Source organism: Salirhabdus euzebyi (assembly GCF_014207435.1).
In the GTDB taxonomy this organism is placed as follows: domain Bacteria; phylum Bacillota; class Bacilli; order Bacillales; family Alkalibacillaceae; genus Salirhabdus; species Salirhabdus euzebyi.
This window is the reverse complement of the sequence record NZ_JACHGH010000011.1, coordinates 16,799-41,384: the sequence shown is the minus strand read 5'-3', so window position 1 is coordinate 41,384 and position 24,586 is coordinate 16,799. Positions and strand designations below refer to the sequence as shown.

At 35.6% G+C, this 24,586-nt stretch carries 25 protein-coding genes and 1 pseudogene; 4 read left to right on the top strand and 22 right to left on the bottom strand.

The window, feature by feature from the left end; all coding sequences use genetic code 11:
* Window positions 1-65: 65 nt before the first annotated feature.
* The 7 genes from HNQ94_RS15505 to HNQ94_RS15475 form a co-directional block, all read right to left on the bottom strand.
* Window positions 66-608 carry a GbsR/MarR family transcriptional regulator gene (locus HNQ94_RS15505; RefSeq protein ID WP_174497232.1) on the bottom strand — a complete coding sequence of 181 codons (543 nt, stop codon included), beginning with the start codon at window positions 606-608 and terminating at the stop codon, window positions 66-68.
* A 95-nt stretch (window positions 609-703) separates the two neighbouring features.
* Window positions 704-3,661 (bottom strand): ATP-binding protein, encoded by a 2,958-nt coding sequence (locus HNQ94_RS15500; RefSeq protein ID WP_174497163.1) that lies wholly within the window; start codon window positions 3,659-3,661, stop codon window positions 704-706.
* An 11-nt stretch (window positions 3,662-3,672) separates the two neighbouring features.
* Window positions 3,673-4,899: a metallophosphoesterase family protein gene (locus tag HNQ94_RS15495; protein ID WP_174497162.1), complete on the bottom strand. Its 1,227-nt coding sequence runs from the start codon at window positions 4,897-4,899 to the stop codon at window positions 3,673-3,675.
* 374 nt (window positions 4,900-5,273) lie between these two features.
* Window positions 5,274-5,786, bottom strand: a complete 513-nt coding sequence (locus HNQ94_RS15490) for a helix-turn-helix domain-containing protein (protein WP_174497161.1) — start codon at window positions 5,784-5,786, stop codon at window positions 5,274-5,276.
* A gap of 27 nt (window positions 5,787-5,813) precedes the next feature.
* On the bottom strand, window positions 5,814-6,527 hold the full coding sequence (locus tag HNQ94_RS15485) for a hypothetical protein (RefSeq protein ID WP_174497160.1): 714 nt from the start codon (window positions 6,525-6,527) through the stop codon (window positions 5,814-5,816).
* 133 nt (window positions 6,528-6,660) lie between these two features.
* Window positions 6,661-7,920, bottom strand: a complete 1,260-nt coding sequence (locus HNQ94_RS15480; protein WP_174497159.1) for an ABC transporter permease — start codon at window positions 7,918-7,920, stop codon at window positions 6,661-6,663.
* Window positions 7,913-8,812, bottom strand: coding sequence for an ABC transporter ATP-binding protein (locus tag HNQ94_RS15475; protein WP_174497158.1), 900 nt, complete (start codon window positions 8,810-8,812; stop codon window positions 7,913-7,915). Before HNQ94_RS15475 ends, HNQ94_RS15480 begins: the two co-directional genes overlap by 8 nt.
* Before the next feature lie 144 nt (window positions 8,813-8,956).
* Here HNQ94_RS15475 and HNQ94_RS15470 point away from each other — a divergent pair, with 144 nt between their 5' ends.
* Window positions 8,957-9,139 carry a YhzD family protein gene (locus HNQ94_RS15470; RefSeq protein WP_174497157.1) on the top strand — a complete coding sequence of 61 codons (183 nt, stop codon included), beginning with the start codon at window positions 8,957-8,959 and terminating at the stop codon, window positions 9,137-9,139.
* 122 nt (window positions 9,140-9,261) lie between these two features.
* Here HNQ94_RS15470 and HNQ94_RS15465 read toward each other — a convergent pair whose 3' ends face one another.
* Window positions 9,262-9,609, bottom strand: coding sequence for a YlbF/YmcA family competence regulator (locus HNQ94_RS15465; RefSeq protein WP_174497156.1), 348 nt, complete (start codon window positions 9,607-9,609; stop codon window positions 9,262-9,264).
* A gap of 85 nt (window positions 9,610-9,694) precedes the next feature.
* A complete protein-coding gene (locus HNQ94_RS15460; RefSeq protein WP_174497155.1) occupies window positions 9,695-10,831 on the bottom strand; it encodes a DUF445 domain-containing protein in 1,137 nt (378 codons plus the stop codon).
* 124 nt (window positions 10,832-10,955) lie between these two features.
* On the opposite strand from HNQ94_RS15460, the gene HNQ94_RS15455 reads away from it, so the two are divergent.
* Window positions 10,956-11,162, top strand: coding sequence for a hypothetical protein (locus HNQ94_RS15455; protein WP_174497154.1), 207 nt, complete (start codon window positions 10,956-10,958; stop codon window positions 11,160-11,162).
* 46 nt (window positions 11,163-11,208) lie between these two features.
* Here HNQ94_RS15455 and HNQ94_RS15450 read toward each other — a convergent pair whose 3' ends face one another.
* The 3 genes from HNQ94_RS15450 to fumC all read right to left on the bottom strand — a co-directional run bounded on the left by HNQ94_RS15450 (window position 11,209) and on the right by fumC (window position 13,606).
* On the bottom strand, window positions 11,209-11,463 hold the full coding sequence (locus HNQ94_RS15450) for a hypothetical protein (RefSeq protein ID WP_174497153.1): 255 nt from the start codon (window positions 11,461-11,463) through the stop codon (window positions 11,209-11,211).
* Between the two features lie 78 nt (window positions 11,464-11,541).
* On the bottom strand, window positions 11,542-11,754 hold the full coding sequence (locus tag HNQ94_RS15445; protein WP_174497152.1) for an alpha/beta-type small acid-soluble spore protein: 213 nt from the start codon (window positions 11,752-11,754) through the stop codon (window positions 11,542-11,544).
* A gap of 463 nt (window positions 11,755-12,217) precedes the next feature.
* Window positions 12,218-13,606: a class II fumarate hydratase gene (gene fumC / locus HNQ94_RS15440; protein ID WP_174497151.1), complete on the bottom strand. Its 1,389-nt coding sequence runs from the start codon at window positions 13,604-13,606 to the stop codon at window positions 12,218-12,220.
* A 242-nt stretch (window positions 13,607-13,848) separates the two neighbouring features.
* Here fumC and HNQ94_RS15435 point away from each other — a divergent pair, with 242 nt between their 5' ends.
* Complete coding sequence (locus HNQ94_RS15435; RefSeq protein ID WP_174497150.1) at window positions 13,849-14,766, top strand: zinc dependent phospholipase C family protein; 918 nt, start codon at window positions 13,849-13,851, stop codon at window positions 14,764-14,766.
* Between the two features lie 41 nt (window positions 14,767-14,807).
* Here the strand turns inward: HNQ94_RS15435 and HNQ94_RS15430 are convergent, their stop codons facing one another.
* The 5 genes and pseudogenes from HNQ94_RS15430 to HNQ94_RS15410 form a co-directional block, all read right to left on the bottom strand.
* The gene (locus tag HNQ94_RS15430) at window positions 14,808-16,106 is read right to left on the bottom strand and encodes an MFS transporter (protein WP_174497149.1); all 1,299 of its coding nucleotides are present in this window, start codon (window positions 16,104-16,106) and stop codon (window positions 14,808-14,810) included.
* 303 nt (window positions 16,107-16,409) lie between these two features.
* Window positions 16,410-17,195, bottom strand: a pseudogene (locus HNQ94_RS15425) (M15 family metallopeptidase).
* 139 nt (window positions 17,196-17,334) lie between these two features.
* Window positions 17,335-18,825, bottom strand: a complete 1,491-nt coding sequence (locus tag HNQ94_RS15420; RefSeq protein ID WP_174497148.1) for a methyl-accepting chemotaxis protein — start codon at window positions 18,823-18,825, stop codon at window positions 17,335-17,337.
* 166 nt (window positions 18,826-18,991) lie between these two features.
* Window positions 18,992-19,234, bottom strand: coding sequence for an IDEAL domain-containing protein (locus HNQ94_RS19760; RefSeq protein ID WP_174497147.1), 243 nt, complete (start codon window positions 19,232-19,234; stop codon window positions 18,992-18,994).
* Between the two features lie 247 nt (window positions 19,235-19,481).
* Complete coding sequence (locus HNQ94_RS15410; protein WP_174497146.1) at window positions 19,482-20,354, bottom strand: DUF5667 domain-containing protein; 873 nt, start codon at window positions 20,352-20,354, stop codon at window positions 19,482-19,484.
* 290 nt (window positions 20,355-20,644) lie between these two features.
* Between HNQ94_RS15410 and HNQ94_RS15405 the strand changes: the two genes are divergently transcribed.
* A complete protein-coding gene (locus HNQ94_RS15405; protein WP_174497145.1) occupies window positions 20,645-21,514 on the top strand; it encodes a cation diffusion facilitator family transporter in 870 nt (289 codons plus the stop codon).
* Between the two features lie 44 nt (window positions 21,515-21,558).
* Here HNQ94_RS15405 and HNQ94_RS15400 read toward each other — a convergent pair whose 3' ends face one another.
* The 5 genes from HNQ94_RS15400 to HNQ94_RS15380 all read right to left on the bottom strand — a co-directional run bounded on the left by HNQ94_RS15400 (window position 21,559) and on the right by HNQ94_RS15380 (window position 24,583).
* A complete protein-coding gene (locus HNQ94_RS15400) occupies window positions 21,559-22,086 on the bottom strand; it encodes a GNAT family N-acetyltransferase (protein WP_174497144.1) in 528 nt (175 codons plus the stop codon).
* Between the two features lie 66 nt (window positions 22,087-22,152).
* A complete protein-coding gene (locus HNQ94_RS15395) occupies window positions 22,153-22,548 on the bottom strand; it encodes a hypothetical protein (RefSeq protein ID WP_174497143.1) in 396 nt (131 codons plus the stop codon).
* A 67-nt stretch (window positions 22,549-22,615) separates the two neighbouring features.
* Complete coding sequence (locus HNQ94_RS15390) at window positions 22,616-22,909, bottom strand: branched-chain amino acid transport AzlD family protein (RefSeq protein ID WP_174497142.1); 294 nt, start codon at window positions 22,907-22,909, stop codon at window positions 22,616-22,618.
* Complete coding sequence (locus tag HNQ94_RS15385; protein WP_174497141.1) at window positions 22,906-23,643, bottom strand: AzlC family ABC transporter permease; 738 nt, start codon at window positions 23,641-23,643, stop codon at window positions 22,906-22,908. Before HNQ94_RS15385 ends, HNQ94_RS15390 begins: the two co-directional genes overlap by 4 nt.
* Before the next feature lie 130 nt (window positions 23,644-23,773).
* Window positions 23,774-24,583, bottom strand: a complete 810-nt coding sequence (locus HNQ94_RS15380) for a cobalamin-binding protein (protein ID WP_174497140.1) — start codon at window positions 24,581-24,583, stop codon at window positions 23,774-23,776.
* Between the last annotated feature and the right edge of the window lie 3 nt (window positions 24,584-24,586).

Below are 24,586 nucleotides of genomic sequence, written 5' to 3'. Positions count from 1 at the left end.
AGAACTAAAATTTATGGTCATAAACGCCTAAAGAATAAACCAATAGAGCGTGGGTATCTCACGCTCTATTTATTCGTTGGTTCTTTCGGTATAAAATTAAAGATTTCACCGGTCTCAACGACTCTTATAAATTTCATTAACCAAGTGTAATAATTTTTCGCATATTGGAGTTTTTCTAGGTCTATCTCAATCTTTTGCTTTAATTCCTCATTTTGCGTTTCTTCTTGTAATTTCATTAACTCCATCATTGCTTCTTCTGCTTCTTCAATATTTGTTTCTGTGTGATGGCGCCAGCGATTCCCAAACAATGAAGTAAAAGATTTATACCAATCTTCTTCCGATTTATACAAATCCTTACGTACTCCCTTTTTAAAAGCTGTTTCGACCATCTTCATTTCAGACAATGATCGTACCCCTGTGGACATACTTGTTTTACTCATTTCGAGTGCATCACGCATATCGTCTAAGGTCATTGGTTCATCAGCAAAATATAATGCCCCATACAACCGCCCCACAGATGCAGTAATTCCATAAAGTGTCATGTTCTTCGCAATTACTTGTATAAACTTATCGATTCTTTCTTCATACTTAATCCAGTCTTCATTCATTTCTTCTTTGTTTGTCACAGGAAACCCTCCATGTGAATGCTCCGTTGGAATTTCTGACTGTATTTTACCATTATTCTGCTAAATGTGCGAATCTATTAGCTAGATATGACAAATTCATTAAGAAATATATGACATGTTTCCACATCTTTAAATTCACTTTCTTTACAAGTAAAGTAAATAATCTGTTTATGTTTAGCAATTGACCTTAAAATAGAAATCATTTCCTCTTTTCTTTGGCCATCGAAATGAACAAAAGCATCATCAATAATGAAAGGAACAGGAAAAGCATCACTCATCACTTCACTCAGTGCAATCCTTAAGCTCACATACAGTTGAGCAATTGTGCCAGTTGATAACTCATGGACTTCATAATTCACCATCGTATTATGCCTTACTTGAAATCCGTCCTTATCTTTTGGAGGGATAATGGCAGTATATTTACCTTTTGTTAATTGCTGAAAATAAAAGGTAGCTAGATTGATTATTTCCGGTAAGTACTCTCTTTGGTATGTCTCTTTCGTTTTTCGTAAAAAGGATTCAGCAGCCTTTAATGTTATCCACTGTTTTACTTGCTCCTTTAGCTCACTTTGCATCATAGCAAATTGATGTCGTAAATCTGATAACTGTTCACTATCCTCAAGTTGTTTCATTTCTGCTTTTCGATCAGCTAAACTTTGCCTTTGTTTATCAAGCTCTATATTTAGGTGATCGATTTCTTTATCGATGTTTGTTAATGATAGCTCTAACTCGTCCCAATTTAGAGACTCATTTATCACTTCATCTGCTTTATCATGAAAAACCATGTGAATATGGTTTAACCATTCCTCCATTTTTACTTGAAGTTTCTGTTTTTCCTCTACCCGCTTCCCTTTTTCTAAAAATTCTTCCTCATTGTTAACAAACGCCAATTCAAATAATTCCTTTTGCTCTTGTTCGTATGGTTCCTTCTTATGCTTAAGGTCATAACTGTCTTGCTTCAACTGATCAACTTCTTCTTCCATTCGGTAAAGATTCTGTCTACATTTGTCTTCTTTCTCTTTAAGGCCTATTAATTCCTCTACCAAGTCACTATTCTTAGAAGTATGTAACTTGCATTTTTGTGCTATTACATATGCCTTTTCTTCCACGTTTGCACGCACAATTTCCAAATTTTTAATTCGTTCTTGTAGCTGAATGATAATTTTCTCATTATTTTGCAGCTTATTCACTCTATGATATAAACTTGGCCAGTGTTCTATATCAAAATCATTTAAAAATGGATATTTAGTTCGTTCGTTTTGAACGTGCAAATCGAATTCTTTTCTTTTTCTAGCTACTTTCTCCATTTTTTGCAACTCAATTGTTATCGAACTTTCCAATTCATTCGCTCTCTTTTCAAGCTCCTTCTGTTCGGCAATTTGAAGCTCCATTTCGTACACTTGCTTTTTTAGAAGATCATGTTTTTCCGTCGTCAATTGATTAGTTAGAAAATGTTCGTTATCTTGCGTCCGCTTCATTTCCTTATGAAGTTGTTTCGTGTTTTTATTCATCATCCAGAATACACTTCCACCAACTAAAAATGCCACACCACCAAATATGCTCCACATAAATTGGGAAGTTATAATACTTGTGAAAACCGCCCCAAACAAAATGACCAAACAAATCACGAGTATGGTTTTACTTAGTTGATTGGATCGTTTTAACATAGTAGATAGCATTTGTTCATGTTCATTCACTTTATGTTGATTATGTTCTACTAACATTAGAGTTCTCTCATGTTCTTGAAGCTTCTTTTTGAGCTTTTCATACTCTTCTTCGGTAATGAACGACTGCTTAAGCTCATTTATTTTGTCCATTATTATACTAAGTTCTTGCTCCAATACGAAAAGCTCTTCTTCTATTTGCTCTTTTTCATAGCTAAGCTGTTGTTGTGCCTTAAAGAGTGATTTCCATTTTTCCTCTACTAACATAGACAACGTATAATTGGAAAAGGTTATTCCTTGCTGCTCAACTCCAAGCATATCTAACTCATATTGATGTGCTAGTTCCTTTTGCTCTAGTTCCTTCTTTTTCTCAATTAATTCTTTTTGTATCCCTTCCATATCTTGAATTAGATTATCTATTTCTTTTAGTTCTATATATAAATGTTCTGGTAGGCTGGAATCGTTGAGGGTACAAATTTCACTTTCTTTACTCTCTATCTTTTTTTGGAGTTTATTCCATTCACTATTTACAGGTAATAACAATTCTTTAATTTGTTGAAACCTTTTTAGACCTTCATTTGGAAAACTAGTTAAATTACGATATTCTTTTACCTTTGAATGCAAGAGGTAATATTGTTGAATTGGTTCCTTTACTTGAAAATACTTTTGAATTCGTAGTCTAGCTTTTTCTTTTGAATAAATTTCCTCTTTCTTATGCTGTATATGTAGCGTTAGTTGATGTACCTGTTCTTTCACTTGGTTATATTCATTTTGTTGAGAAGCATAGAAATCTATTTTTTTCTGTATTTCTTTCATTTGCTGCAAGTGCTCATTAATAATTGGCTTTTTCCCTTTAGGTTTAAACAAATCTCCTAATTGCTTTGTTAAATCCTTCTCCAATGATGCAATCTTCTCCGAACCAGATAAGCCAACACCAAACAATACTCTACCTAAATCATCCTCGTTCATATGTTGAATGTTTTGTAATTCACGATCATCAAATGTAAAAATATTCTCAAAGGTATGTCTATCCATCCCATTTAGCAAGTGGCTTAACCATTCTTCCCCTACTTGTTGGCCATCCTGTAAAAGACATAATGCTTTTCCTTTACGTTTGTTGGCAACACGTTCAATAATAACTTGTCCATATTTACCATCAGAAAGAAACAATCTGCCACCTATCACATTTCCATCCTTAGGTTCATATTGTTTTTTAATAGAATGATTAAATAGGATAAACTGAATAAAGTACTTTAAGGAAGTTTTCCCTGACTCGTTAGGTCCATTAAAAACAGTTAGTGATGGATCAAGGGAGAATGTGGTATCTTTCCATTTTCCAAAATGGTAAATATGAATTTTTTCGATAATCATCCTATACACCTTCAATCCTTTAATAACTCTTGTAATAAAAGTGTTTCTGCATGTTCCTTTATTTCTGCTAACTCATCATCAGAAAGGGACCCAACATACTTCTTTATATCTCTGTTTGCTGTTAATTCCTCTATATTCGTTTCCAAATCTGTTGTTTGTTGAATTGTTCTTAACAGTTCTCCTGTAAAATGATTCCCCTTTAACAATTCAGCTCTATCCCAAGAAACTTTATTGTTTATTTGGATACTTTCTAACCAGACCCACTTCTGTTCTTCTTCCTCTATTTCATTGAGTACATCCGTTAGCTCCCGTATGACGTCAAGATTTACATTACCTAACTGTTCTTGATCAACCGTTAGTTGTAATCTAATAAATGCTTTACCGTACTGTTCTCGCCATTCTTCTTTATAAGTAGAAAGAATCGACTCTAATTCATCTAAGCCTCGACAATCTGTCACATCTATTGATTCCTGTTCAAATCTAATAACCTGTGTGGAATGAAAGGAAAGATAAGTTTCATTTTGATCCAAATCAACAACATAAACTCCCTTTTCACCCGTTTCCTTTATATGGCGACCTTGTATATTTCCCGAATATAGGACAGAAGGAGATGCTTGTAGTTGCTCTCTCTTATGAATATGACCTAACGCCCAATAATCTATATTTTTTTGTTGTAAATCCGATAGAAGAAATGGGGCATAGACATCATGCTCATTATTCGTTGAAAGGCTACCATGAAGCATTCCAATATGATAGACCGCTTCACTAGTGATGGTATACTCTTTCACCTTTGGCTCGGTTACTGCTCTGTTTTCATAGCTAAAGCCATAAATATTAGCCACATGTTCTTCACCCTTATAAAAAGGAAAACAATCAACCTTCTCGCTTTGGAAAACTTGTACATTGTCTGGGAAGTCAACATCATAATAATCTCCGTTAACAAAGTCATGATTTCCGTAGCTGATAAAAACTGCTATATGGTGCTGTTTTAATTTTTCTAATCCCTTTTTCACTTTCATTTGCGCTTTTAAACTGCGGGCATTTTCATCAAAAAGATCACCGACAAATAACACAAAATCTACCTCTTGTTTGATGGCTAAATCAATTATCCGGTCAAATGCCTTAAAAGTACTCTGTTTTATTTCTTCAAATATATGAGTTGGTACATGGGATAATCCTTTAAAAGGACTATCTAAATGTAAGTCTGCACTATGTATAAATCGAAGGGCTTTTTTCATCGAAAAGCTCCTTTCTTATCCTTTTAAGTCATTTTATCAAAAATGTTATACGAATGCACGTTCGCACGGATATACTTTTTATTAGAACAAAAGCGTAAGTACCTTGCACACCCCCGACAGACATAAGACAAGACCTGCCGTGGCGGTTTTCTGCCACAGAAGGGATTAACTTATGTCCCGAGGGGGTAGGTGCTGGAGCTAGACGTGGCTCCCCCGTGCAACTAACTTATCCACAAGTCCAACATTTCACAATTTCCTTAGCAACAAAAAAGGGGCTTGGATTTCCAAGTTCCCCTCTCATGTGTTCTTACTATTCATAGTTAAACGCATGCATCCGTTAAAGAACATAATGATTAAATAGTTTATGAATCCATTTATACCTTACGTTCTGTTTGGAATTTACCAGTTTCTTCATTATAATACATTTTATTAACAATAAGGCTGGGAAGCGATTCTTCGTTTTTTGGTCCATATAAACGCATCATTCCATCAGTCGTAATAAGCCAAGTGGATTCAGACTTTTTCACTTCATGATTCTCGAATTTATTCCGCTCAATAGCCTTTCTAATTGTACTCCCGTCACTTAAGCCCCATCGCAATGCTGCTTCCTTTAATGTGTACACATCTTGTATTGGAATTGTTTCCCGCTCCGTGATGGGAATAGGCCCTATCACCGTTAAGATTTGGGATGTTAAGATCTGTTGATAAGAATCCACTTGTACTGAAAAGTAAATTTTATTGTTTTTCTTTAGCCAATTTCGAACTTCTTCCAGCGTATGTAGTTGGTGATAAGTATGATCGTCATTTCCAAAAAGGGTAACTGGCCACTTTTTATAACCTTCCAATTTCCCAGGCCATTTTATATATACGATGAAGGATTCACGCATTTTTCTTCTCCTTTTTCTTTTACAAACTTATACCACTTGTTCCAATGTGCCTATTTCCATTCCATCCTGATAAACAATAAATTTTTTCCACTCTTCATATGTTAAAGTCTCCCCGCCTAAACGCTGGGCCCACAAATCACATTGACGTTCAATATCTTCTCCGTGCAGCCTTTTTTCAAGATTGTAGATTAAGCTATGTCCAAGTTCATGACCGAGGGTGTGCAGTAGCTCTTTTTTGGCCTGCTCCTTCGTTAGAAGAATATAAGGTCTGTCCTTAATGTCATCTGTTACAGGGAACTTCACTTCTAGTTCTTTTAAATAAAGGTACATTCGGTAAAACTCTCCCTCTTTTTTCAAGGGGTATATATCGATAATAGCTCCTTTGTTGGAACGGTGTGATTTATAGGAATGATAAGCTCCGTAAATGCTAAGGCGTAGTGATTCGGGTCTATTCCATAACCTAATGGTCTCAATCCCTTCCACTGCAGTTGGTCGCTCATTACGGGCTTTTTCCACAAAACCCTCCACTTCCTTGATTGATAATGGAAAGTTAACTCCTTTATCCGGTGCTGCTTCTACATATTGAATTTTTTCAAATTTCTTATGCTTGATAATCAACTTTAACCGTCTTTTTTTCATCCACCAAGATGTAAGGATCTTGTCTTTTAAAATGGCATACAAAAAAAGGACAAAGATAACGAGACCAACTCCCAACATCCCCCACATAATCTCCAAATACACAAATTACACCTCTTTTTCCAAAAAACGACTTGTGATAATTATTGTAGACCACAAAATAAAAAATGTCACGAACTAAGGATTTTTTTAAAAAAACACGTGAATCCATTTAGGAATCCACGTGTTTTGTGTGCTTTTAGCCTTTTTTCGTTAACTGTATCGCTTTTTTAATATCTTTAAGTGAAGAAGTGCGTCCATACATGAGAACTCCACCTTTATATACACGAGCACTAATACTCGCAAAAATATAGATGGTTAACATTAAAATACCGATAGAAATTCCTACTTCCCACAATGGAACATCTAACATTCCTACTCGCATAAACATGATAATTGGTGTGAAAAATGGGATAAAGGATGTTATTGTAACAAACGTAGAATCTGGATCATTTAATCCAAACATCGCAATCATAAAGGCTGCAACGACTAACAAGACCATTGGAGTAATGGTTTGTTGCACATCTTCAATCCGACTAACTAAAGAACCTAACATCGCTGCAAGCATCGCATAAAGTAAATATCCTAAAATAAAGAATACGATCGCATACACAAATGTGCTAATTGGGACTTCGCTTAGTCCAAAGTATTCAAACATACCTCCCACAAGCTCACTTTGATTCATTTTTAGAGAAGTATATCCTATTAGAATGATTAACGAAAATTGTGTAAGCCCAAGTAATGCAATCCCAATAATCTTGGCAAACATTTGGGTAATTGGTGAGACGCTTGAAATAATAATTTCCATTACACGGGATGACTTTTCTATTGCTACTTCACTTGCAATCATATTACCGTATACTAATACAGCAAAATAAATTAAAAACAACATGAAGTATACAAGACCACGTGCTTGGCTTAATTCTTCTTCCGTCTTTGCACTTTCCTGCAATGCAACACTATTAACATCAACAGGTAAGAACATTTCCTGCATTGTCTCTTGATCTAAGTTAGCTTGTTGAGCGATTAAACCTATCTTCACTTGACTTAGCGCTTGCTGTATTTGATTTACAAGTCCAGAATTAGATACTTCCATCGCATATAAAGTTGCTGTTGGAATGTTTTCCTCATCCAAAGCTACATGAACAAACGCTTCAAATTCACCTTCTTTTACAGCAGCTTTTGCTTCTTCCTCTGAACCTGTATGTTGGACTAATTCTGTATCTTCATCAAAAGCCGTAAAACTTTGTTGAAGAGGGGCAAATATCGTATTGGACTCATCTAAAACAGCAATTTTATCGCCTTCACCCTCATCGCCAGCACCAAATATATTCAAGATGTTATTAAAATTTGTTAAACCAAGGATTAATAACAACGTAATAGCGGTCATAATAATAAACGATTTACTTTTCAAATGACTAAAATACGTATATCGGAGAATAGTGCCGAACTTATTCATAGGAAGCACCTACTTTCTCAATAAAAATATCATTTAGAGAAGGCTCTTCTAAACCGAAAGTTCGAACAAAGCCTTTGCCTTGTATTGCTTCAAAGATTTTTTGTGAAATATCTTCGTTTTCTATTTGTAATTCACAGCCCTCAGAAAATTTTCGAAAACGTGTAACTCCCGGAACATTCTTTAAGAAGGATAGGTCAAAGTCAGCTCGTAGCATAACATTTTTCTTCCCAAAGTCACGCTTAATTTGGCGAAGACCACCATGAACTACAGGCTTCCCATGGTGCATAATACAAAGATGCTCACAAAGTTCTTCTACATGTTCCATACGATGTGAGGAAAATACGATTGATGTACCGCTCTCCTTTAAATCAACAACAGCTTCCTTCAGCATTTCAACATTTACTGGATCTAGACCAGAAAATGGCTCATCTAAAATAAGTAGCTTTGGCTTATGTAAAACAGCAGTAATAAATTGAATTTTTTGCTGGTTCCCTTTTGAAAGTTCCTCTACCTTTTTCCCTTTATATTCAGGAACTTTAAAACGGTCTAACCAATAATCAAGTTGCTCTAGTGCTTCACCTTTGTTCATCCCTCGTAAACGACCAAGATATACCAATTGATCTTCTACTTTTTGTTTAGGATATAACCCTCTTTCTTCCGGTAAATATCCAATCAAATGACTTTTATTATAGCTAATTGATTCTCCATTCCACGTAATAGAACCCTCTGATTTTTCAAGTAATCCTAATATCATACGGAACGTAGTCGTTTTACCCGCTCCATTAGCACCAAGAAAACCAAACATCTGACTTTCGGGAATTTCAAGAGACAATTCATCTACTGCGGTAAATGAACCAAATCTCTTTGTTACTTTATCTAGTATTAAAGCCATATTTCTCTCTCCCCTCTCGTATCACCCTATGTGCATACGAGAATATTATAGAGAAAGTTTCAATTTTTAACAATATTTTGCAGGAATATTTACATGAAAGTAAGAATTAAAATAAAGTGTGAGTCAGAATAGGAGGGAATCAACATGAAATCATATACGTTAACGGTATTTGAAAAGGATGGAAAGACTCTTTTAGATGAATCGTTTGAAGCAAATAATGACCAAGAAGCAAAAGAAAAAGGGACAAAATTACTGGAAGAAAAAGGATATGAAAACCATACCCACCGTTGTGTAACGGAAGGTCGTCTCGTTTTATTTCATCGATAAGCAAGCCATTATATAGAATTTTTTTTACACGAATCAAAAAAACCACCAATATAGGTGGTTTTTCATTTGCACGATAAAACAGTATAAGAAAAATCTAAAGATTTCTCCTTACATTTTTCTATTTAGCTGTTTTCGCTATACAATTCTTCCAATGGTTTTGTAATGATACGACTAACATCATTAATTACTGTGTTAAGGTGTTGTTCTTGTTCCATTAGTTTGGAAATTTGCGGATGTTGTTGAACAAGTTCTACTGTTTTACGGGCTTGTTCAATTTCTTCTTCCGTAATTTCTTCCCCTTGCATTTGTTTTTGTTGTAAGACAATTTGCGTTTGACGGAAATTATCAAACATCTGCTTTGCAGCTTCATCAGCCATAACCGCATCATAAGCTTGTTTCAACCCTTGAAATTCTGCACTTTCTCTTAGACCCTTTTCAAGATCATAAGCTAAATCATATAAATTTGGCATTATATATACCTCCTCTGTTATTTTCCCAATAAACGTCCTTTACACTGTAACAAACATTCCCTGCCGTGTATAGGCATAACTCTAACTAGCTAATCAATAATACGACAAGCCCTTGCACAAAACCAATTACTCCACCAAGTACAGCACCTAAATAAGTAATCATTTTCAGTTCACGCTTTGAAATTCCTAATACCATGGATTCTAAACGCTTCACATCAAAATTTTCTACTTCTTCTTTTACAATGTCTTGTAAATTTAATCTATGCATAAACACCTCAATCTTTTCCGTTAAATAAGATTGAATCGACTGAACGATAGTCGGAATAACTTTTTCATTTAAGATAATGGCATATTTACTGTAAAGAGAATACATTTTTGTTTGAAGCATGGATTCAAATGGAATTTGAGCAATTGCTTGTTTTACTAACCTTTCCTTTATATGCATTTTATCTAGAAAAGGTTCGAAATCCTTTATTTCCTTTTGTAACAGCTTGTCCCATTCTACTTTTAACAAACCTATGACTAAATCTTTTGCTTCATTAGAACGTAAGTATTGTGATAGTGCTGGTTGGATTTTATCAGCTAACCCATCCCCTCCTAAAAAGGAGGAAATCATATTCCCGAAAAAACCACGACCTCCTAAAAATTTCTCTGCTACTTCACCTATTTTTTCCTTTCCTTGATCACTAGAAAGATAACCGTCAATTTTATGTAGAGCATAACTACCGATTTGAGGAATATATTCTTCTCCTTTGTTTATTAAATCATCCGGGAGTATACTCTTAAGGGAATGGTGTCTATGATCAGACATCCAGTCCGTTAATTTACTCATTAAAAACTGTTCAGAAACATATTTAACTGCTGTTTCATCCCACTGTAAATTCAATTTTTTTACGATATCCTCTACCGTAATATCCTTTTCCACAAAAGACTGTAACGCATCTTTTAACCATAGTAAAGACTGCTCATAGAACAGATCGTTTTGGATTTTCCTTCTGATTCCCTCAGGTGTTAAAAGATGCTCAACAACCGTTTTTCCCATTTGCTCTGCTAATTCAGATTGCCTTTTTGGAATCAAACCAGGTGTGAATGGGATTTTAAATGTACCAATATATTTTGCCTCATAAGGCCTAAACAACATTTTTATCGCTAGGGAGTTTGTTAAACCACCGATTACCGCTCCAATAATGATCATAAATAAAATCACGAATAATACTTCCATATTAGACTAACCTCTCTCCAATTTCTCTTTTAAAAGTATAGTACAAATTTCTTTTATAAACAAAACGATACGAATAGAAGTTAGCCCATTACAAAAAATAAACATAGCTTTAAGGAGGGATTACATGCCAGATCCAAATAAAGAAGGAAAGTTTTTAGATAGTAGAACAAAATACGATAATGACGTAGATCGCATGATTAACGAAGGAATGGCTGGAGGTACAGTAGGAAAAGACTACAACCGCGTACAAATAGAAGAAGCACGAAAACTTCCGAAGCAAGGGGAAGATTGGCCCGATGCAAGACAAGCACGGACAGAGGAAGAAGAGTAGTATAAAAAATGCTGTTGACTTGTAGTCAACAGCGTTTTTCAAAAGCTTATAACCAATTTTGCTCTTTAATTTCCACTTTTTCTTCTGTATGGCAGGAGTGACAGTGGAATACATGGACACAAATGTGTTCTTTTTTAGAATTCATATATCCATCTACGAGCTTTGCATCTTCGTCTTCTAAATATGGACTATAATCATCAAAAAAATCGATTAGTCTACCATTATCGTCCATCTCTTGCTGACAAGATTGACAATTTTTTTGTAAAACTTTTAAGCCGTTACAAAGAGGACAGACATGCACACTGATTCACTCCTTACACATCATTATGTAAAAGGAGGAATCATAAAAGATTCCTCCCTATATCCATTTAATATTTTATTATTGGGATTGTCCTCCACCCATTTGTTGTTGAGCGAAAGTTACAAGACGTTTAGTGATTTCTCCACCAACTGAACCATTAGCACGAGAAGTAGTATCGGCACCTAGATTAACACCAAACTCTTGAGCAATCTCCGTTTTCATTTGGTTGATTGCTTGCTCTGCACCAGGTACTACTAATTGGTTACTGTTGTTGCTGTTGTTGTTAGCCATGTTATATCACCTCCTCCTGTGTTAATTATTGTGAGCAGGGAAGGCCAATCATATGAGTATTTTTTATTGGTAATTTTTATGGGGACATGATTAAATTTTCCAGTTGCTAATTTATAAAGGATTTTCCGCATAGATTATTACTATTTTCACTTAAACTGCGAAGTAATTTAATGTATGTGAGCCCTTCTGTACAAATTGAGTGGTACCAGCGCCGCGGAAAAATACGCGCTTTCGACTCCTGCGGGCCAGCACGTGTCTGAAGTCCCCGCAGCGGTGCTTTTCCGCGAGGAGGCCGAGGCCGTGCCCGCGGGAAGCGAAGTATTCTGCCGAAGTGGCTGGTTAGCACCTAGCTTTGAAATGATTTTTAAGGTTAGTACCATCTAAAAATGGATATAAGAAAAAAGCAAAGGCTAACGCAATAATCGTTATAATAACGAATTTTTGCATTAGCCCTTATAAAAAATTAAGCTTTTGGCTTTGTCATCTCTTTTGGATCAATATACTGGTCGAATTGCTCTTCTGTTAAAATACCTGTTTCGATTGCAGATTCTTTTAAAGTAATTCCTTTTTCATGTGCATTCTTAGCAATTTTTGCTGCTTTTTCATAACCGATATAAGGATTCAGTGCAGTAACGAGCATTAAAGAATTATTTAAATGCTCCGTAATCTTTGCTTCATCAGGTTCGATGCCGACTGCACAACGGTCATTAAATGACACGATACTGTCAGCTAGTAATTGACTTGATTGTAGGAAATTATAAGCAATAACAGGCTTAAATACATTTAATTCAAAATTACCTTGGCTAGCAGCAAAACCAATTGCCGCATCATTACCCATTACTTGTGTAACGACCATTGTCACCGCTTCACTTTGTGTAGGGTTGACTTTACCTGGCATAATAGAACTTCCTGGCTCATTAGCCGGAATAATAATTTCCCCTAAACCAGAACGTGGACCACTTGCTAACCATCGTACATCATTTGCAATTTTCATTAGATCTGCAGCAAGTGCTTTTAACGCACCGTGAGCATAGACTAATTCATCATGACTTGTTAAAGCATGAAATTTATTAGGAGCTGTTACAAATTCCTTATTTGTAAATTTGCTTATATAACCTGCCACTTTTTCAGCGAAGTCTGGATGTGCATTAATTCCTGTTCCAACTGCAGTGCCACCTAATGCCAATTCACGAATATAGGATAAACTACCGGAAATCATACCTTCCGATTTTTCAAGCATGCGGTGCCATCCGCTAATTTCTTGTCCTAATGTTAAGGGAGTAGCATCCTGTAGATGAGTACGTCCAATTTTCACGATATCTTTAAAAGCTTCTGCTTTCTCCTGTAGGGTATTCTTTAAAACTTTAATAGCAGGTAAAACAGTATCTTCTAACTTTATCACTGCAGCAATGTGCATAGCTGTTGGATACGTATCGTTAGAGCTTTGTGATTTGTTTACATCATCATTAGGGTGTAACCGAAGTTCACTACCCTTTTCCTCTAACCATTTATTCCCTACATATGCCATTACTTCATTAACATTCATGTTGGACTGTGTACCGCTTCCTGTTTGCCAAACAACTAAAGGAAAATGTTCATCTAAATTTCCAGCCACAATTTGATCTGCGGCATATGTAATAGCTTCTGCTTTTTCTTTTTCTAAGAGTCCTAGCTCTTCATTTGCAACTGCTGCGCTTTTTTTCAGTATCGCGAAAGCACTTACAATTTCACGTGGCATTTTCTCGTTACCGATTGGAAAGTTCTCTTTACTTCTTTGTGTTTGAGCTCCCCAATACTTGTCAGCTGGAACCTTTACTTCACCCAACGTATCTTTTTCAATGCGATAATCCATGGAAATCCTCCTTTAAAGTAACAACATGATTAGAAAAATTAGCTAACGCCATATCTAAATGACAAAAGCCTTAGATTTAAAGTTCTAAAAATTCCTCACCTTTTACAATACCAAATGTTTAGAAAAATGCCTACTTTTCTATGCTAATTTTCTCCTTGTACATAAAAATGTCAGACATTCCTAGTCAACCATTTTCTATTTCCTTTATAATGGAAATAGAAACCATATTGGAGGGAGTAGGAATGCCGAATATTTGGACGCACATTATGTTTTGTGAGGAAATTTTAGACTCAATTGAAGATCCTATATATTCCCAAGATGCACAGGTTTACTTTAATTTAGGTGCTCAAGGTCCTGACCCTTTTTTTTACCATAATTTCTGGCCATGGAATAAAGATGAGCGAGTAAATAACATCGGTAGCGTCATTCATCAACAATATTGTGGATTCTTCTTACTTGATTTAATAAAAAATAGTCTAAATAAATCAAATAATACAAAAGCATATGTACTTGGGTTTGTGACACATCATATTTTGGATCGAAATACTCATCCTTATATACATTATAGAGCCGGATACAAAGGAAGTGATCACCAAAAGCTTGAGGTGATTATCGATACGATAATGATGAATAGATTTCGAAACGCAGACACTTGGAAAGTTCCTGTCTATAAAGAAATTGATGTCGGGCCAACATTAGATAAAGAAATTGCAGATTTACTTCATCACAATATAGAGAACTATTTTGGGGAAGAAATTGCGGATGTAACAGAAGAATATATTCAGGAATCTTATCGTGATATGAAGCGTGCCTTGAAAATTTTATTCGATCCATATGGTTGGAAAAATCGGCTACTTTCCTCCATGATTTCGTCCTATTCACATCAGCCATTAAAAACACAGAAGGACTTTCTGAATGACGAATTATCTACTTGGTATCACCCATCTACTAACGAGCCTCAACAGCATAGCTTTTTAGAACTATATGAACAAGCCAGAAAAGAAGGAATCGAGATATTAACAGCTGTAGTTGCTTATTGGGAATACCCGAATGAAGCAAATATGGAAAAACTAGAACAACTTATCAGTAATATTTCCTATGACACCGGTAAGCATTTAGATGAAAATTTAGAACTGCGGTATTGTGATCCAATTGTTTAAAGAAATAATATAGGTCCTAAAAACCAAGCCTAGCATCATTGCTAGGCTTTTGTGATTTCTACTTTATCCAGTACATTTGTTGCAGCTTTCGCCTCTTTTTCTCCTTTTTCAATATTGACAAAATGAAGAAGAATAATCCCAATGATAAAAAATAGTACGAGAGCTAAAATTCCGAGACGACTAGATCCAGCTAATAAACCAACAGTGGAAAAGACAAACGGACCAACAATTGCCGAAAACTTCGCCGAAATACCGTAAAATCCAAAAAACTCAGCATGTTTATTTTCAGGAATTAATCTACTATAAATGGATCGACTTAATGCTTGGGCTCCCCCTTGCACAAAGCCTACACACATTGCCAATAAATAAAAATGTAGTGCAGTAGTCATGAAATATCCTAAAATAACAATGCCGACGTAAAACCATAAAGCTATGATCAAAGCAGACTTCGCTTTCATCTTTTCAGCAAGCCAACCAAACAGAAAAGTAAACGGAATACCAACAAATTGAGTAATCAGCAATGCTGCTATTAAATCATTCGTGCCTATTCCGATTTCATTCCCATATACTGTAGCCATTTTAATAATGGTTGAAATGCCATCATTGTACATCCAAAACGCGATTAAAAAAATTAATAATTGTTTATATTGTTTGATTGTGCGAAATGTATTGCCAACCCTTTTAAATCCAATTACAGCATAGGAGTGTTCTCGTTTTTGATTAACCTTTTTACTCTCTTTCACATTTTTAAAAAATGGAATAGAAAATATAAACCACCAAAGTCCTACTGAAGCTACGGATATTTTTGTTGCTGCCACTTCACTAGAAAACCCAAACATTTCCCATCGCATGATTAACAATAAGTTAATTGCTAGTAAAATCCCCCCACCTATGTAACCAAACGCATAACCAGACGTAGATACTCTATCAATTTGTTTCCCTTTTGCTATTTCAGGTAGAAACGCATCATAAAAGATATTCCCACCTGAATAACCAATTGTACCTACAATCATGATAATGGAAGCCAATAAATAGCCCCCTTCACCAACAAAAGCAAACAAAACACTTGCTAGCATACCCATATATGCGAAAAATTTCAAAAACTGCTTTTTTGATGCGGAGTAATCACTAATAGCTCCCAAAATCGGTGCCAAAACAGCAACAATTAATACAGCAATAGATTGTGTATAACCCCAATAGCTTGTTGCGACATTTTCTGGTAAGTCTGCTGCATAATACTTCGCGTAAAATACAGGTAACACAGCAGCCATAATCGTTGTAGCAAATGCAGAATTTGCCCAATCATAGAGCATCCAGCTTCTTGTTAACTTTTTATCCATTGGCACACCACTCTTTCCTTTATGTATTTTCTAAAGCATAGCAAAAAAGTTAACAAAATTGTTAAAATATTTAAGCGTTTACAAAAACTTAACTATAAAGAACAAAGCACAAGCGCCTTGCTCAGCATAAGGCAGGCATAAGACAAGACCTGCCGTGGAGGTTTTTGCCACAGAAGGGATTGACTTATGTCCCGAGGGGGTAGGTGCTGGAGCGAGACGTGGCTCCCGTGTGCAACTAACTTATCTTATAATTTCCTAAGCAATTAAATAAGGGCAACCCATCTGGGTTACCCTTTCCATTCTCTATTCCATTAAACCGAAATACTCTTCTAAAGTAAGTTGTTGCTCAAATATTTCCGTTGCCGTTTCTATGCCGACATAGCGAATATGCCAAGGCTCATAGCTATAGCCTGTTATCTCTTCTTTACCTTTAGGATAACGTACAATAAATCCATATTCATGAGCGTGGTTAGCTAACTATTCGCCTTCTTCTGTTTGTCTAAAATCTTCCACTAAATTGAATGACACGGCTACAGATGAAACATCCATTGATAAGCCAGTCTGATGTTCGCTATGACCTGGTTGTGCTGAGTACATTTTGGCATGCTCAAGACCATTCGTTTCTACGTTATAATTATAAATCGTTTTTTGTCTTTCAAAAGATCGAAAACCAGAAACGGCAACAAGATCTACACTAGCATCTTTTGCAGCAGCAAACAACTCTTCTAATGGCTTAGCAGCAATTTCTCGTATTTGCTTTTTTTCGTTCCAACCATCAAATGAAAATGGCACATTAGGTACGACTAAATCCTCGGGTTTGAAACCATCAGGGAGTCTTCTTTGTTTATTAACAACAAGATGAACGTCCGTGGGATTAGATATAATAACATTCCCATCTTCATCCCTCACTTCTTCTATTTCAGGATTAGTAACTGGTTCTGAAGGCTCCTCTACTGGTTCCTCTGGTTCTTCTGGTTCGTTTATGTCTGGAACTTCTTTTTCTTCTATATCTTGTTCTTTATCTGGATTGTTTTGGGCCTCTTTTTTTGTTTCTTCGTTATTACTACAAGCTGATATGATAAGAAGCATGATAAGTGCTAACAGTAAATAGTACTTCTTCTTCATTTATAAAAATCCTCTCTAGTCAATCTGTTCTGTATATCCACTATATCATGCTTAAAAGAAAGCTATCAAAGGATTTTTTTGCCTATTCTTAATGTAAAGCAGTTTAGGAGATACTTTTCTGTTGACCCTCTAATCGACTAATCACATCATTCGTCTCGTTTACCGACTGTAAAAGTAAGCCTTGGCGTACAAGATGTTCTTCTACAGTAGCCCGCATTTGTTCCATCGTAGCAGTAGATTCCTCAATAAGAGAAGCTAACTCATTAACAGATAAATCTATTCCTTCTGAAGACTTTTTAATAAATTCTGCTTCATCACCAAAGGTATTTAATTGTGAAATAAAGGAACTAATATTTTCACCAATTCCTTTAAGTGAATGGGTTACCTCATTTGTAATCGTAATACTTTCTTTTAATTTATTGTTGTTTACCTTCACTTCAGATTGCGTATCTTTTGCATCGCCTTCTACATTTTTTAAAATAGAATCAATTTGTTGTGCTGTTCTATTTGATACTTCTGCCAGCTTTCGGATTTCATCAGCAACTACTGCAAAGCCTCTTCCTGAATCGCCTGCTCTTGCTGCCTCGATGCTTGCGTTTAAAGCCAATAAATTTGTTTGTTCTGCAATTTGTTGTATTTGACTAGTAAAACTGGTTGATTCACTAATTTTTGCGGCCAAATTTTCCATCTTAACTTGCATACTAATAAACGACTCTTGGAATCCTTCAATCGTAATTTTTAAATCGTTTAACGATTCTTCTCCTTGACTGGAAGAATGATAAACTTTTTCTCCCGCTTGAGCCAACACTTTAAAGGAATCCATTAATTGTTGTATTCTTTCGTTTGATTGGCTTGATAATTTTGTTATGTCAGATACTGCCTCCACTTGTGAGTCAGCCGCACTCCCTACCTCATTAAAGGATTGACTCATTTCAGTCATTGCTCGTGACTGGTTTTTACTATCGTCATGAATTTTTTGTATAAGATTATTAACAACACTTGCTGTTTCTCGAATCTTAGTACTTTGTTGGTTTCTTTCTTCTAATAATGCATTTGATTTATCCAATGACTCATTAACATTCTCCAATAAACTTTTTGCCATTTGTACTTGAATATAGAGCACGATGTATACTAAAACAAAAAAGACCATTGTCATTACAATCGTTCGACTATTAAACCCTAATGCTTCACCTTTTTCGATGACAAAATAAGCAAGTACACCTATTCCAAAGAAAGCACCTGTTGTTAAAACTCTAATAGATAATGAAACCGCTGCCACTCCAAGTAAGAAAAAAGCAAACAGCATATTGGTTACATAAGGAGAGGAGTGAATAATAATCACTGCAACAACTGCTACTCCAATAATTGCTATATAAGGAATAAATTGTGGCCCGATATTCTTTTTATATAAAATGGTGGCTAGTCCTAACATCAAAAAACCTACTCCACCTAGAGCAATCATATTCATAAGTGGAGCACCTACAACTGCCTCCGCCCCTAGCCCTAACAAAACACCAAAAGTTAGTATTTGAATCAACGTTCTATTTTGCTTTTTCGTTAAATGATCCCTCTTAAATGATTGTTCTTCTGTCATACTCCGCCCTCCATACCAATAAAAGATAAATACTACTGTTCACATTCTTCAAAGTTAGACAAAATTCCTCTTTCAAAGGATGAAAAAAAATTGGGATCACAAAAAAATCCTTTTGCCTATAAATAGACAAAAGGATTTCTTTCTACACATTTATTTAATTACTCACTTACTCCCAAGTATACGGTTCATAATGTTTGCTTAATTGTTCAAACTTTTCCCGATTGTTCATATCAATTGCTTCATTAATTTTTGATTCAAGTCTTGCTTTATTGCCATTGTAAATAATCTCATCTAAAGCTAAACGGGCTGCTAACTTAATTTCAAATGGAATTTCTTTCTTTGCTACGAATGGCTGAGGAGAACAATTTCTATATTTGACTAGAATATATGATGTTTTTTGTTTTTTCACGGAGCATACCCCCTTGTTCCCTTTTTTCCATTATCTTAGAAAATGGTCATTAATGCAATAAATTTTCAGAATATTTTTATATTATATTTATTACCCTTAAAAAATGTTCAATAAACGTTCACTTTTACTTGTGCTTATTAACTATATATATGGATTTTGTCTTCTGTTCTCTTGCACGTTTGTACCACTTTTTAAATATTTAAAAAGCCTAATTTAACTACCGTTAAATTAGGCTTTCGATTCACTATTATTTAAATTTTTCTAAACCTTTTCCTTTACCAGGAAAGTCACCATTCTTGTTATGGCCCAGCTTTTTACCATTGTTTCCTTTATTGTCATTGCTATCTCGATCAGGGTCATCTTTCGCTATTACAGATGTTTCTTCCTTTTCCATACTCATATCTGTTTGTTCTGTTTCTTCTACTTCTTCTTCCTCTACTTCTGTCTCTTCATCAGATGCATTAAGCTCGGCAAGTTTTGCTTTTAATTCGTCAATATTGCCATACTTCGCTTCCAATCTTTTAAGTGATTTTGCAATATTACGTTCCAGTGCTGCTTTTGCATTTGGATTGCCAACTTTTTCTAAAGCAAGTGTTAACGCAATAACGTTTTGACCAATTTTACTTTCCAGATCATATTCTTCCTGTTCTTCCTCTTCTTCCTGAACTGGAGGAGGATCAAGTACAATTATTTCAATTGGATCTTCAATATCTGAAATTGTTTCCCCGTCCGTATTTTCTTCCTCTTCCTTGTTATCTGCTAGTTCATCTGCACTTTTTATTGCTTCAGCCGCCTTATTTAATAAAACACTAGCAGCCTCTTCATTTCCTTCTTCTAACAACAATTGCGCCTTCGAAATCGCTTCTTCACTAATACCAACTAAAATGTTTGCTCTTTCTACTTGGTCATCTGATAAAGCTAACTTTAATTGGTCAAACATTGCGTGTAAGTAATAAAACAAATCTTGCTCGAGGTTAATTGTTTCTTGTTCAGCGCTTAAGTCAAGTTCAACGACCTCAATATCCTTCTCATCTTCTTCTGCGAAAATCGTAGTTGGTAAAGCTAATGAAACGATTAATGCAGAAGCTGACATCGTTTTTAGCCATTTACTTTTTTTCATTATTTTTTATCCCTCCATCATTAGTCTGTTATATCTTACGGGCTTGCCACTAGACTTTTGGGGGGGAGTTTCTGATTTATTAAAGAATAACAATAAAGATGAATTGATTATTCTTTTTTCTTTCGTACAAAATAGAGATGTTATCATTTTTGTGGACTAGGGTTGACTATTACCAAAAACATTTACATGTAGCAATTTAAGTGAATCGGTCTATGTTTTTTTCTCTAGACTCAATGAGACAAGTTTTGATAAGCTATGTAAATGTACTGAGTAGTATCGGAGGAAAAGCTATGCAAGAGTATGACAATCTAAAGCGGGGAGAAAAAGGTGCTTGGTTAAGTATTTCCGCTTACCTAGTTTTATCTGCCCTTAAGTTAACAGTTGCATATATCGGTGGCTCTGCTGCCTTAAGAGCAGATGGGTTAAACAATGCGACTGACGTCGTTGCATCTGTTGCGGTTCTAATCGGTCTTAAAATATCACGTAAACCACCTGATAAAGACCATCACTACGGACACTACAGGGCAGAATCAATAGCGTCTCTAATTGCTGCATTTATTATGATAACTGTAGGTTTAGAAGTCGTAATCAATACAGTAACGAAGCTCATTCAAAACCAAACAGAAACACCGAGTATCATAACTGCTTATGCTGCTGGTTTTAGTGCCATCGTCATGTTTGGTGTATATCGTTTTAACAGGAAATTAGCAAAAAACATTAATAGTAGTGCCATTTATGCACAGTCTCAAGATAACTTATCAGATGCTCTCGTCAGTATAGGTGCTGTTGTCGGCATCTTGGGCAGCATAATGGGAGTACATTGGTTAGATTTGGTTGCGGGTATCCTTGTAGGTTTACTTATTATTAAAACGGCAGTAGGTATTTTTTGGGATGCTACTCATACATTAACAGATGGGTTTGACAGTAAAGAAATTAAAGAAATAAAGAAGAGTATTTCAAACGTTCACGGAGTGGAAAAAGTAAAAGATATAAAAGCACGGAAACATGGTAATCAAGTTTTACTAGAGGCCACCATTTTGGTTAACCCACAACTAACCGTAGAGGAAAGCCATCACATTACAGATGAAGTGGAAATACATTTAGAGAAAAAATACGGGGTAAAGCACGCTCACCTTCACATTGAGCCTTATCCGAGTTAAGAAGAAAAAGCAGGGAAAGGTATAGAACCCTGCTTTTTCTATGCTCATTCACGAATAGACAATATGTTTTCCCAACCGTATGCAGTTTCCTCATATGTACCATCACCAATTGTAATTTCATCTGCCTCTATTGGTTTAGCGCCAAACCTTTCATAAAACTTTTTGGAAGGATTCGCTGTTAATACCCATACTAATATGGATTGATGCCCTTTTTCTTCTGCTTCTTTTTTAAAAGCATCTAGAAGCATCTTCCCAATTCCCATACCTTGATAATCCTCTAATATATAAATGGCATAAATTTCTCCATCATAATTGAATTTTTTTGATCGTTCCGTACCACCAGAAATAAAACCAACTATTTTTTGATCTTCGCTTTCGGCAACATAAAGGATTTTATCATTCGAATTAGATTTTAAAACCGTTTCCCATAACACTTTTCTTTTTTCATAGGATAAAACATGATTCAGATCTTCTTGAACTACAATATCTTTATAAGTAGATTTCCAGCTTTCTACATGAACCTTAGCTATTTGACCAGCATCTGGAAGACTAGCCTGTCGAATAAAAACCATATTCCTCATCTCCCCTCAAAAATAATATATGCTGCAGAGAAGTTTTCCCATGCAGCATATAGAACATTAATAACATTGAAAAGAATCAACGCTGTTTGCATCAAACCCTGTGTAAATCCACCTTTGGGACCGTCTATTCCACCTATACCCAGCTACAGACACCCTCCCAATATAGGTTGGATAAAACCAAAACCTTCTGCCATTTGTCAAACGAACAAAAGTGACCTTTCTTAAACATCCATAAAATGATCCAGGATCAACAGCTTGAACAGTAGGTCCACCAAGCTGAGCTCCAAATTGCCCTTGGTCAACCTGAGAAGGTAACATAGAAGGTGGTCCAGGTAATTGACTTGGGGGTTGCAATGGCTGCTGATTAGGAAATTGTCCGCCTCCAAATGGAAAATCCATTAGTGATTGTTGTAGAGATAAGTTAGGCATTTCTCCAAAATTTTGCCTGTACATTTCACACATTCCTCTCCTAAGTTAAAAAGTCTATACATTTTATGAGAATGAGGAATGTATGGTGATATTACACGGTTAATAAAAAGACAGTTAAAATGGCACCTAAAACAGAAAAGATAACATTAACTTCAAAAAAAGCAATGCCTATCGCGATAATTCCGCCTAATAATCCAAAAAGAGGTTTATCAGGAATAACACTCATGATCCCGGGGAAAATCAATGCACCGAGTGCAGCATATGGAATCGCATCCAACCATCTATTTACCCAAACTGGATAAGAGGCTTTGTCCACGATAAAAACTGGGATTAAACGCGGAAGCAAAGTCACAATCGACATACCTATAATAACGGTCCATATCATGATTTTTCCTCCTTTAACAAAAAGATACCAAAGGAACCACCAATAATTGTTGCTAGCACAATTGCCCAACCTTCACTAATATGCAAATGCACAAAAGCAAAGTTTAGTAGCATACTAATAAGAGCAATAAGTCCCACACGCCACTCTTTTTTTACGGAGGGAACGAGGAGTCCGATAAACATAGCATACAAAGCAATCCCCATACTCTGACTTAAACGTTCAGGAATAACTTCACCAAGAACCCCACCTAAAAAGGAACCACCAACCCATGATGAATAAGCAAAGATAATTAAAGTAGCGTAAAAAAGCTTCCCCTTTTCTTTTTTTGCTTCCTCTCCATGTAAAGAGGAAACAGCAAAGGTTTCATCGGTTAAACCTAACGAAAGAGGAATCTTCCATTTAAGTGGCAATGGTCTGGCCTTATTCATGAATGACAAACTCATCACAAAATGCCTAAAATTTAAAACAAAAGTTGCAATAACAATTTCAATAGCTGCTGCACCTGTACCAATCATTTTAGCACCCATGAATTGGGACGCACCTGCAAATACTAAAACACTCATTAAGGTTAATTGCAAAATACTCAAACCCGACTGAACTGCTAATACACCATATGTAATAGCGATAGGCAAATAACCTAAAAAAATCGGAAAACCAGCCACTGCACCTGCCCGGATTGCTTCACCGGACCGGTTTATAGTTGGTGTTACTTTTTCATACGAATTAACTTCCATATATTTAACCTACCCATGATGATAAATTTTGAAAATTGGTATAATTATATATGATATATCCACTATTGAGAAGTATTAAATCTTAGTTATATTTAAGGCAAGATAAACTCCAAATGATATTAGCCTTCTATCAGTCCAGAAGGGAATCTCCCAGTTCATACGGTGGAAATTTTTCAGGATGGAGGATTGCTGCTAACTTTTGTAATCCTACCATTAGGCGTGGGGAAGGTCTGCAATATAAATCTTCATCTAAAATAATAATTTTATCCCCTTTTATTGCTCTCATCTCGTGCCAGCCTGGTCGTTTTCTAATAAGTGAAGGATTCATTTTTTCTGTTTGGACCCCAACCCAAACCATACAAATATAATCTGGATCCCTTGATTTAACATCCTCCCAACTAGTGGAAAAACTAGCAACATTTTCAGTAGAAAAAACATTGATTCCCCCAGCCAACTCACTAATTTCCGTTAACCAATTGTGTTTTCCAGGAGTAAATACGGGCTTCGGCCACCATTCCCAATAAAGCTTTCGTTTTTGTGCGATGTCATGGGAAAGTTTTCGATAGGTTTCTAAAATACGATTATATTTTTGGAATACATGCTTGGCCTGATCTTCTACTCCGAGATGTTTCCCAACGAGAAGAAGGCTATTACCGATTTCTTCTAAAGAATTTGGATTCAACGTAATATGGGGAATTTTTCTTTTTTCAAGTTCTTCAACCATCTTTTCCATGCCTGGTACACTAAGAGAAGCAAGGACTATGTCTGGTTTTAATTGTTCTACTTTATCCATGTTAATATTTAGGTCGGGACCGAGGCGCGGTAAATGGTTGATTCCATTTGGCCAATCAGAAAAATCATCTACTCCCACTACTTGAGAAGTCAGCCCTAAATATGCAAGTATTTCCGTATTACTTGGACAGATTGATATTATCCTCATAAG